This is a genomic window from Thermohalobaculum sp. (genome assembly GCF_058622915.1).
Map to the genome: position 1 here is coordinate 24,389 of NZ_JBZSYN010000184.1, position 9,038 is coordinate 33,426.

Below are 9,038 nucleotides of genomic sequence, written 5' to 3' on the forward strand. Positions count from 1 at the left end.
AAGCTTGAAGGCAAAACCGGATTTCGCAAGAGCGAAAGCGTGGGGTCGCCCACATTCCGACCGGGGGAGGAAACCGCCGCCGGCCTCCGCCGCCGCCGCCGGCGATCAGTAGGGCCCCGGCACGATCTCGCTGCCGTCGTCGAAGCGGCCGGGCCGGAAGCGCGCCAGCGCGTGGCCCGGGGCGCGGCCGGTCACCAAATCGGCCATGATGCGCCCGATCGCCGGGCCGATGCCGAAGCCGTGGCCGCTCAGCCCGGTGGCGAAGTAGAGCCCGCCGATACGCCCGTCCTCGCCCATCACCGGCACCGCGTCGGGCGTCACGTCGATCATGCCCGCCCAGGCCTCGGCGATGCCGGCACCGGCGAGCGCGGGGAAGCGCTGCGGCAGGCGCTGGCGGGCCCGCGCGACCACCGCGGCCGAGGGCGCCGGGTTCATGACGCGCAGGCGTTCGAACGGGCTGACCTCGTCGCCCGACCAGCGCCGCTTCGTGCTCCAGGCGCCGGGGAAGCCGCGCGGAGGCCAAGGCCTCAGGCGCACGTCCTTGGCCGATAGTTTGAAAAGTTTCATGAACTTGAAGAAGTATTTGAAGGAAGCGGGTGAGAGGTAGTGCTCGGCCACGTCGCCGGTCGCAACCGTATAGCCGCCGTCGGCGCGGCGCCGGATCGCGAGGCCGGGGCTCGAGACATTGGGCGCGTAGGCCTCCGGCGCCGGCCCGGTGCGCATGGCGGTTGAGCGCACCATGAGCTGCGGCAGCGCCAGCCCGGCATTGGCCGCGAAGAGCTCCGACCAGGCGCCGGCGGCCAGCACCACGCGGGGCGCGCGCACCCGGCCGGCCTCGGTGACGACCCCGGCGACGCGCCCCGCGGCGAGATCGAGCGCCCGCGCCGCGCAATTCTCGCGGATCAGCGCGCCGGCCCGCTGCGCCGCGCGCGCCAGTGCCGGCACGGCGACGAAGGGCTCGGCCCGGCCGTCGGACGGCGTGATCATACCCGAGATCCAGGTGCCGGGGATGTCGGGATAGCGCCGCCGCACCTCGGCCGCCGACAGGAGCTGCGTGTCGAGCTGGTGCTGGCGCGCGATCTCGTGCCAGGCCTCGTATTTGCGCGCCGTCTGCGGGCGGTCGGCGAGGTAGAGGCAGCCCGACTCGGTGAAGGCGAGGTCGGGCTCGCCGGTGCGCGCCGCCAGGCCGCGCCACAGCCGGTTCGCCTCCATCATGATCGGCAGCTCGGCGAGGTCGCGGCCCTGCTGGCGCACCCAGCCCCAGTTGCGGCTGGACTGCTCGCCGGCGATGCGGCCCTTCTCGAGCACCAGGACCGAGACGCCGCGCTCGGCCAGGAACAGCGCCGTCGAGACCCCGGCGATGCCGCCGCCGATCACCACCACGTCCGCCGACTCGGGCAGCGGGTCGGCAAAGGCGACGGGCGTGCGCTCGCTGATCATCGGCATGGCGACTCCCCTCCCCGCCGGCCCGGTCGGCGCGCCACTATCGCGGGCCGCGGCGCCGCTGCCAAGACGGGGCGGCGCCCGGAGGGTGCGGTTTTGCGGGACGGAGGCGGCGCGCTACTCGGCCTTGGCCTCCCACCGCCCGGCATTGGCCATGATCGCGGCGGTGCGCTCGTTCACCGACGGGTGCGAGGCGAGCCAGCTCATCTCCTCGGCGCCGGAGTTCGGCACCAGCTTGCGCAGCTTCTTGAGCATCGAGACCTGCGGCTCGGCGCCCAGGCCCGAGCGCAGCATCAGCGCCGTGGCATAGGCGTCGGCCTCGAACTCGTCCTTGCGGCTGAGGCGGCTGACCACGAACATCGAGACCCAGCGCGCCGCCAGCCAGCCGGCCAGCGGCACATAGCGGTTCAAGACCGAGCCCAGCATCATGTGCATGGTCTGCGCCCCGGTCACGTCGACGATGCGCCGCTTGGTGTGCCCCAGCGCCAGGTGCCCCAGCTCGTGGGCGATCACCGAGGCGAGCTCGGGCCCGGAGATCCGCCGCGCCTGGAAGTTCTTCACCAGCCCGGCGGTCAGGTAGATCTCGCCCGAGGGCGTGGCCAGACCGTTGACGGTGGGCATGTCGAGCAGCCGCACCTCGATGCGCTCGATGCCCGCGGTGCGCGCCAGCCGGTCGACTAGCGCCTCGACCTGGTCGTTGCGCAAGGGCCGCGAGCGCCGGCGCAGCGTCCGGCCCGATTGCCAGGCGGAAAACTTGATCATGCCGAAGAGGCCGAAGACGAGCAGCAGGATGGGCAGCAGCCGGCTCATTCGAATGAATATAGGCGAGTCGCCCGGGCGCGCAATCGGCCGTGGCGCGAGTTCACGTTTCTCCCCGGCGCAACGGAGAATTCTCGCCCCGGCGGCTAGCGCGGCGGCCCTGCCGGACTACAATGCAAGGCGGTATCCACCCTTGCCGGAGCCCGCCCATGAACCCGCCCATGAGCCCCCGAATGCAGCCGCTCGCACCGGCCGCCCGCCCCGCCGACCCGCAGGTGAGGGTCGGCCATGTCCACCTCAAGGTCGCCGACCTCGACCGGGCCATCGCCTTCTATTCCGGTGTGCTCGGCTTCGACGTGACGCAGAAGTACCGCTCGGGCGCGGCGTTCCTGTCGGCCGGCGGCTACCACCACCATGTCGGGCTGAACGTGTGGGAGAGCGCTGGCGGCACCCCGCCGCCGCCGGGCCATACCGGGCTCTACCACACCGCCTTCGTCTATCCCTCGCGCGCGGCGCTGGGCGCGGCGGTGAGCCGGGTGGTGGAGGCGGGCATCCCGCTCGAGGGCGCGGCCGACCACGGCGTCTCCGAGGCGGTGTATCTGCGCGACCCCGATGGCAACGGCGTCGAGCTCTACCGCGACAGGCCCGAGGCCGAGTGGCCGCTGGACGCGGACGGCAAGCTGACCATGGGCAACCAGCGGCTGGACGTCGCGGCACTGATGGCGGAGGCGGAGTAAGGCGCGATCGCGCCGGGCGGATCCCCTCGCCCCCGCGCGTACGCGCGCCCCGGGTCCCGGCCTTGAGCCGGGACCTCCTGCGGTGCCTGGGGAGGTTCGGGCTCGGGGGCCGGGGCCCAGGGCTCGGGATGTCCGGAGATGCCGCCGCTACCGCCCGAACTCCCGCGTCGCCGCCTCGATGCCGGCCAGCGTCATGGGAAACATCCGCCCGGCCATGATCTCGCGGATCATGCCGATCGACTGGGTATAGGCCCAGTGCGCCTGGGGCACCGGGTTGATCCAGGCGGCGTCGGGCCACTGCGCCAGCGCGCGGCCGAGCCAGACCTGGCCGGCCTCCGCGTTCCAGTGCTCGTTGGCGCCGCCGGGGATTGCGATCTCGTAGGGGCTCATCGCCGCGTCGCCGACGATCACCAGCTTCCAGTCGGGGCCGCAGGTGTGGATCAGGTCCCAGGTCGCGACCTGCGCGTCCCGGCGGCGGCGGTTGTCGCGCCAGACCGCCTCGTAGAGGCAGTTGTGGAAGTAGTAGTGCGCCAGGTGCTTGAACTCCGCCCGCGCGGCCGAGAACAGCTGCTCGACCACGCGGACATGGTCGTCCATCGAGCCGCCCGCGTCCGTGAGCATCAGCACCTTCACAGCGTTGTGCCGCTCGGGCCTGAGCCGGATGTCGAGCCAGCCCTGTTCGGCGGTGCCGCGGATGGTGCCCTCGAGGTCGAGCTCCTCGGCCGCGCCCTCGCGCGCCCAGCGGCGCAGGCGCCTGAGCGCCAGCTTGATGTTGCGCGTGCCCAGCTCGACGTCGCCGTCGAGGTTGCGGAATTCGCGCTTGTCCCAGACCTTTACGGCGCGGCGGTGGCGGCTCGCGTGCTGGCCGATCCTGACCCCCTCGGGGTTGTAGCCATAGGCGCCGAAGGGCGAGGTGCCGGCGGTGCCGATCCATTTCGAGCCGCCCTGGTGGCGGCGTTGCTGCTCGGCCAGGCGCTGCCTCAGCGTCTCAATCAGCTTCTCCCAGCCGCCCAGCGATTGGACCAGCGCCTTCTCCTCCTCGCTCAGGTGCTTCTCGGCCAGACGGCGCAGCCACTCCTCGGGCAGATCGACCGCCTCGAGCCCCGCCTCGCCCTGGGGCCGCTCGAGACCCCTGAACACCTCGCCGAACACCCGGTCGAAGCGGTCGAGATGGCGCTCGTCCTTCACCAGCGCGGCGCGGGCGAGATAGTAGAATGCGTCCACGTCATAGATCGCCAGCCCGGCGTCCATCGCCTCGATCAGGGTCAGGTGCTCGCGCAGCGACACCGGCACGCCGGCCGCCCGCAAGCCGAAGAAGAGCTTCAGGAACACCGCCCTAGCTTGCCCGGAGCCACGCGATCGCGACCAGCGCCGCCAGCGTGGCCAGCGCGATCGGGAAGCCGTGCGCCAGCGCATACTGGATGCGGTCAGCGATGGTGCCGCCGCGGCGGCTGGCGCGCTGCCACCCAAGCAGGCAGCCCAGAATGAAGGCGACCACGAACAGGTATGACATAAATCTCCCTCCTCAGGCGGCCGGCTTGCAGTGCGCCGCGCGGTGCCCCGGGCCGAGCGCGTAGTCGTTCCACTCACTGGCCAGCCGTGCCACCGACCTGGCGTGCGCGCTGTCGGGCGCGACCCGCGCCAGCGCGTCGTCCTCGATGGTGTAGAGCGCCGCCAGCTGATCGTCCTGACCGTGCGCCGCCAGCACTGGCCAGGTCGCCTCGGCGACATCGACGGCGTCGCGGGCGCGGCCCAGGCGCAGCAGCGCGCAGGCGCGCTCGAGCGCGATGCGCGCATGGCGGATGTCGGAGGCGCCATGCACGGCGTCGCACACGTCGCGCGCCCGGTCGAAGAAGGCCAGCGCCTTGGCCGGATCGTGCCGCGACAGCACGCGGCCGGCCGTCATCAGCGTGAAGCAGTCCTGCGCCGAGCCGGGCGCGTAGGCCTCTACCACGGTCAGCGCCTCCTGCGCCAGCTGGCGGGTCTGCGCCTCGGTGGTCCCGCGCGAGAACAGCCGCGTGATCAGCCGGGGCCAGTCTCCCAGATCGCCCAGGTGCAGCGGCGGCAGCGGCGGCGCGCCGATGCCGGCGGGGTTGATCCGGTCGAGCACCGAGCGCGCCCGCGCCTCGACCACCGACCGGGTCAGCCCCGTCTCCATGTCCGGGGCGTAGAGCACGCGCAGCATCAGGTAGTCGAGCTTGGTCGGCCAGATATGCGCCCCGTCGTCGTTGAAGGCGGAGCTGCCGAGCCCGTAGAGGTCGTTGACCAGCCCCATCGCCTGCGGGATCTCCTCGAGCAGGCAGCTGCGCACCTGAAAGGGCGGCGCATTGTCGGGGATGAACACGGTCATCGCGGTCAGGCGCCGCGCCTCGGCCAACGCGTCGGCGCCGCGGCCCAGGGGGTCGGCGGAATAGTGCTTCCAGCTGACGTCGCCATAGGCCGTGACGCAGGCGGCGGTGCGCAGGGTGGAGTCGAACCGCGCGCCGTCGACGAAGCGCACAATCAGGTTGGCCGGCCGGCGGCGCGCGACCGACACCCCGGTCTGGTTGTGGATCTCGGCGAGGTAGGCGTCGAGGAAGGCCGTGTAGCGCGGCGCCTCCGCCCCCTCGAGCGCGACCGAGACCGGCCGCTCGTAGCGCACCAGGTTGGGCCGCGGCGTGCCCCACTCGGTATCGAGCGAGAGCGTCACGAACAGGCGCGCCAGGCTGGCATTGTCGTAGGCGGTGTGGCCGGCGGGCAGCGCCGCGCCCAGCCGCGGGAAGGCGGGCGGCGTCTCGGGCGCCAGCGTCTGCGAGGCGGCGGGCGAGGGCCTGGGTGCCGCCGGCGCGCAGGCGGCGAGTGCCAGGGCCAGGAGGGCAAGAAGCGGCGGCAGGCGCATCAGCGCTGGTACTTGATGAAGGGCGTCAGCGTCGCCACCCGGTCATAGAGCTGCCGCGCGGTGGCGTTGAAGTCCTGCGTCAGCCAGTAGACCGTGGGGCAGCCGGCCGCGTCGCCCGCGGCATAGACCGCCTCGATCAGCGCCCGGCCGGCGCCGGTGCCGCGGGCCGCGGGCTCGACATAGAGGTCCTGCAGGTAGATCACGTTCTCGACCCGCCAGCAGTGGCGATGGAACAGGTAATGGGTCAGACCGACCAGCCGGGCGCCGTTCTCGGCCACCAGGCCGCGGAACTCGCCGGGCTCGCCCGAGACGAGGCGGGCGAAGGTGGTGCGGTAGACCTGCTCGGGCACGGAGGTCTCGTAGAACTCCAGATAGCCGGTCCACAGGCGTCGCCAGTCGGCCTCGTCGGCGGCGCGCAGCGGGCGGATGGTGATCGAGGTCATCTCGGGCTCCAGGCAAACCCGGCCGGCCGGACCGGGCAAGGCCCTGCCAGCGGGCCGCAGGGGATGGGGCAAAATGATCCGAAATCGCCGGCATCATCAAGCCCGCAATCGCGGACCGGGCGCCGGCCGGGCAGGAAAGCCCGTGGTCCCGGCCCGGGTGCTGCGTCCGAGGTGCCGCTTCGGTCGGCGGCGGAGCACCTTGTCCGAGGGCCCCGGACGTCACGTTTTATTGAAACGCGACCCTCTTCGTTAAATAAAGCCGCCGGCATTTCCATATTTCAAAGACGAAGCAAGCATTGGCGCCTTGCCTGGAAAGGAGGCAAGAGATGAAACCCCTCCCCCTCGTGATCCTGCTGGCGGGCCTTGCCGCCAGCGCACCCGCGATGGCGGGTCAGATCATCGACACCGGCTCGCCCAATGCCCGCAACCGGGCCGCCGTCATGACTGCGGTCGCGCCGGCAACCAGGGCGCGCACCGATCTGCGGGTCTGCAGCGAAGGCGTGACGGCCTCGCTGGCGAAAAGCTGAGCCGGATCGCGCTGACTGCCTGGGGGCGCGGTGGCTGGGGGCGCGGTGGCTGGAGGCGCGGTGGCTGGGGGCCGCCGCCGGGAACGGGCCGGGACTGCGGGCCTCGGGCAAAGGTGATCGGTGCAGTGTCCCGCAAGGGGCAAGGTCCCGCAAGGGGCAAGGTCCCGCAAGGGGCAAGGTCCCGCAAGGGGCAAGGTCCCGCAAGTGGCAAGCGGCGCCGAGATATCCGGAGATCGGGTTTGAAGAGCCGTCAGTTTATAAACGCAAAATATCTCAACAGGTTCCATCAAAGATAATTTCTTTTGGAATCTGCGAATCCGCCCTTCAATTCTCCAATATGCGTATCACATGAGAGGCCATGCGCTGAACAGGCGTAATGAAATCGGAATGGAGGAAAGACATGAAAGGCTTCGCCCTGACAGCACTGGCCCTGACCTTGGCTGCGAGCACCCCCGCCCTCGCGGGCAGCAGCGCCACCAAAGCCACCTGCGCTGCCAAGCAGGCGGACCTGGCCAAGACGCAGCCGGGCAGCGTCAACAGCAATTGTCTGCATCCGAAGACCGCGGCGAATAACGAGACCAGCGTCACCGTGGGCAACGCCGGCAAGACGGCGAGCCTTGCGGAGCAGACCGCCGAGGAGACGCCGGAGCAGAACACCACGGCCGTCAAGCCCAGCCAGATGAGCACCGCGGGCACCAACGCCACGATCAACAAGTGATCGCGGGCCGCGCCGGCGCCTCCCGGGCCACGAGGTGCGCGGGAGGTGCCGCCGGCGGATTGCACACGGGCGGCGCGCGCGCTTCGGCGGGCGCGCCGCTCGGCGTTTTCAGCCGCCGCGGCGCCGGGCCAGGAAGGCCAGGCGCTCGAACAGGTGCACGTCCTGCTCGTTCTTGAGGAGCGCGCCATAGAGCGGCGGGATCGCCGAGGCCGGGTCGGCGCGCAGCGCCGCCGGCTCCACCTCGTCGGCCATCAACAGCTTCAGCCAGTCCAGCACCTCCGAGGTCGAGGGCTTCTTCTTCAGCCCCGGCGTGTCGCGGATCTCGTAGAACTGGGTCAGCGCCGCGCGCACCAGCTCGCGCCTGATGCCGGGAAAGTGCACGTCGATGATGCGCGTCATCGTCTCCGTGTCCGGGAAGGCGATGAAGTGGAAGAAGCAGCGGCGCAGGAAGGCGTCGGGCAGCTCCTTCTCGTTGTTCGAAGTGATGATCACGATCGGGCGGTGCCGGGCGCGCACGGTCTCGCCGGTTTCGTAGACGTGGAACTCCATGCGGTCGAGCTCCTGAAGCAGGTCGTTGGGGAAGTCGATGTCGGCCTTGTCGATCTCGTCGATCAGCAGCACGACCTTCTCCTCGGCGGCGAAGGCCTCCCACAGCTTGCCGGGGCGGATGTAGTTGGCGATCTCGTGCACCCGGCCCTCGCCCAGCTGGCTGTCGCGCAGCCGGCTGACCGCGTCGTATTCATAGAGCCCCTGGTGCGCCCGGGTGGTCGACTTGACGTGCCACTCGATCAGCCGCAGCCCCAGCGCCGTGGCCACCTGGCGCGCCAGCTCGGTCTTGCCGGTGCCCGGCTCGCCCTTGACCAGGAGCGGGCGCTCCAGCCGGATGGCGGCGTTGACCGCGGTCATCAGGTCCTCGGTGGCGACGTATTCGGCGGTTCCCTCAAAGCGCATTGCGGCCCTTTCCGCGCCCGTTTTCGCCGCCCGGGCGCCGTCTGAGAATTTTTCAAGCGGCCGAGGGATATAGCGCAAAGTCCCGCGTGTTTTAAGTGGTGACAAGCCCTGGCATCCACACTATAGAAGCGCACACTACTGGTGGTGGAAATGCCAAGAGCAGCCCAGAGCGGAGCGTGGCGAGGGTAGCGCGAATGAATCTCGAAGTCCGTGTCGACTCTGACTACGAACCCGGCGACGACGAGCCGTTCATGTGCGAGCGGCAGAAGGACTTCTTCCGGCGCAAGCTGTTGGCCTGGAAGGACTCGATCCTGAACGAGAGCCGCGAGACGCTGGCTCAGATGCAGCAGGACAACTACAGCCTGCCCGACCTCGCGGACCGCGCCTCGGCCGAGACCGACCGGGCGCTGGAACTGCGCACCCGCGACCGCCAGCGCAAGCTGATCGCCAAGATCGACTCGGCGCTCGAGCGCATCGAGAGCGGCAGCTACGGCTATTGCGAGGAGACCGGCGAGCCGATCTCGCTCAAGCGCCTGATCGCACGGCCCATCGCCACCATGTCGCTCGCCGCGCAGGAGCGGC

Annotated in this window: 11 protein-coding genes; 4 read left to right on the plus strand and 7 right to left on the minus strand. The window is 70.6% G+C overall.

Annotated features, from left to right (window positions below; genetic code table 11):
* Positions 1-105: 105 nt before the first annotated feature.
* Entirely contained in the window at positions 106-1,446 is a 1,341-nt protein-coding gene (locus tag AC32QD_RS14185) for an NAD(P)/FAD-dependent oxidoreductase (protein ID WP_492011158.1), read from the minus strand.
* A 114-nt stretch (positions 1,447-1,560) separates the two neighbouring features.
* Positions 1,561-2,253: a M48 family metallopeptidase gene (locus AC32QD_RS14190; RefSeq protein ID WP_492011159.1), complete on the minus strand. Its 693-nt coding sequence runs from the start codon at positions 2,251-2,253 to the stop codon at positions 1,561-1,563.
* A gap of 182 nt (positions 2,254-2,435) precedes the next feature.
* On the opposite strand from AC32QD_RS14190, the gene AC32QD_RS14195 reads away from it, so the two are divergent.
* Positions 2,436-2,939: a VOC family protein gene (locus AC32QD_RS14195; protein WP_492011160.1), complete on the plus strand. Its 504-nt coding sequence runs from the start codon at positions 2,436-2,438 to the stop codon at positions 2,937-2,939.
* Between the two features lie 147 nt (positions 2,940-3,086).
* Here AC32QD_RS14195 and AC32QD_RS14200 read toward each other — a convergent pair whose 3' ends face one another.
* The 4 genes from AC32QD_RS14200 to AC32QD_RS14215 are packed head-to-tail and all read right to left on the minus strand — an operon-like array spanning position 3,087 to position 6,260.
* Positions 3,087-4,271 (minus strand): vWA domain-containing protein, encoded by a 1,185-nt coding sequence (locus AC32QD_RS14200; RefSeq protein WP_492011161.1) that lies wholly within the window; start codon positions 4,269-4,271, stop codon positions 3,087-3,089.
* Positions 4,272-4,275: 4 nt separating this feature from the next.
* Positions 4,276-4,452, minus strand: coding sequence for a hypothetical protein (locus AC32QD_RS14205; protein ID WP_492011162.1), 177 nt, complete (start codon positions 4,450-4,452; stop codon positions 4,276-4,278).
* Positions 4,453-4,464: 12 nt separating this feature from the next.
* Positions 4,465-5,817, minus strand: a complete 1,353-nt coding sequence (locus tag AC32QD_RS14210; RefSeq protein WP_492011163.1) for a DUF2927 domain-containing protein — start codon at positions 5,815-5,817, stop codon at positions 4,465-4,467.
* Positions 5,817-6,260 (minus strand): GNAT family N-acetyltransferase, encoded by a 444-nt coding sequence (locus tag AC32QD_RS14215; protein WP_492011164.1) that lies wholly within the window; start codon positions 6,258-6,260, stop codon positions 5,817-5,819. The genes AC32QD_RS14210 and AC32QD_RS14215 overlap by 1 nt, the downstream gene beginning before the upstream one ends.
* Positions 6,261-6,586: 326 nt before the next feature.
* On the opposite strand from AC32QD_RS14215, the gene AC32QD_RS14220 reads away from it, so the two are divergent.
* Together AC32QD_RS14220 and AC32QD_RS14225 are read left to right on the plus strand one after the other, a co-directional pair.
* A complete protein-coding gene (locus AC32QD_RS14220) occupies positions 6,587-6,787 on the plus strand; it encodes a hypothetical protein (protein WP_492011165.1) in 201 nt (66 codons plus the stop codon).
* Positions 6,788-7,187: 400 nt separating this feature from the next.
* Positions 7,188-7,505 carry a hypothetical protein gene (locus AC32QD_RS14225; protein WP_492011166.1) on the plus strand — a complete coding sequence of 106 codons (318 nt, stop codon included), beginning with the start codon at positions 7,188-7,190 and terminating at the stop codon, positions 7,503-7,505.
* Between the two features lie 108 nt (positions 7,506-7,613).
* Here the strand turns inward: AC32QD_RS14225 and AC32QD_RS14230 are convergent, their stop codons facing one another.
* Positions 7,614-8,456: an AAA family ATPase gene (locus AC32QD_RS14230; RefSeq protein WP_492011167.1), complete on the minus strand. Its 843-nt coding sequence runs from the start codon at positions 8,454-8,456 to the stop codon at positions 7,614-7,616.
* A 194-nt stretch (positions 8,457-8,650) separates the two neighbouring features.
* On the opposite strand from AC32QD_RS14230, the gene dksA reads away from it, so the two are divergent.
* On the plus strand, positions 8,651-9,038 hold a 388-nt coding region (gene dksA / locus AC32QD_RS14235), incomplete at its 3' end, for an RNA polymerase-binding protein DksA (protein ID WP_492011168.1).

Excerpts from the sequence above, each read along its gene's own strand:
- AC32QD_RS14185 (WP_492011158.1), bottom strand. The coding sequence starts at position 1,446 with ATGCCGATGATCAGCGAGCGCACGCCCGTCGCCTTTGCCGACCCGCTG.
- AC32QD_RS14190 (WP_492011159.1), bottom strand. The coding sequence starts at position 2,253 with ATGAGCCGGCTGCTGCCCATCCTGCTGCTCGTCTTCGGCCTCTTCGGC.
- AC32QD_RS14195 (WP_492011160.1), top strand. The coding sequence starts at position 2,436 with ATGCAGCCGCTCGCACCGGCCGCCCGCCCCGCCGACCCGCAGGTGAGG.
- AC32QD_RS14230 (WP_492011167.1), bottom strand. The coding sequence starts at position 8,456 with ATGCGCTTTGAGGGAACCGCCGAATACGTCGCCACCGAGGACCTGATG.
- AC32QD_RS14215 (WP_492011164.1), bottom strand. The coding sequence starts at position 6,260 with ATGACCTCGATCACCATCCGCCCGCTGCGCGCCGCCGACGAGGCCGAC.
- AC32QD_RS14225 (WP_492011166.1), top strand. The coding sequence starts at position 7,188 with ATGAAAGGCTTCGCCCTGACAGCACTGGCCCTGACCTTGGCTGCGAGC.
- AC32QD_RS14220 (WP_492011165.1), top strand. The coding sequence starts at position 6,587 with ATGAAACCCCTCCCCCTCGTGATCCTGCTGGCGGGCCTTGCCGCCAGC.
- AC32QD_RS14210 (WP_492011163.1), bottom strand. The coding sequence starts at position 5,817 with ATGCGCCTGCCGCCGCTTCTTGCCCTCCTGGCCCTGGCACTCGCCGCC.
- AC32QD_RS14205 (WP_492011162.1), bottom strand. The coding sequence starts at position 4,452 with ATGTCATACCTGTTCGTGGTCGCCTTCATTCTGGGCTGCCTGCTTGGG.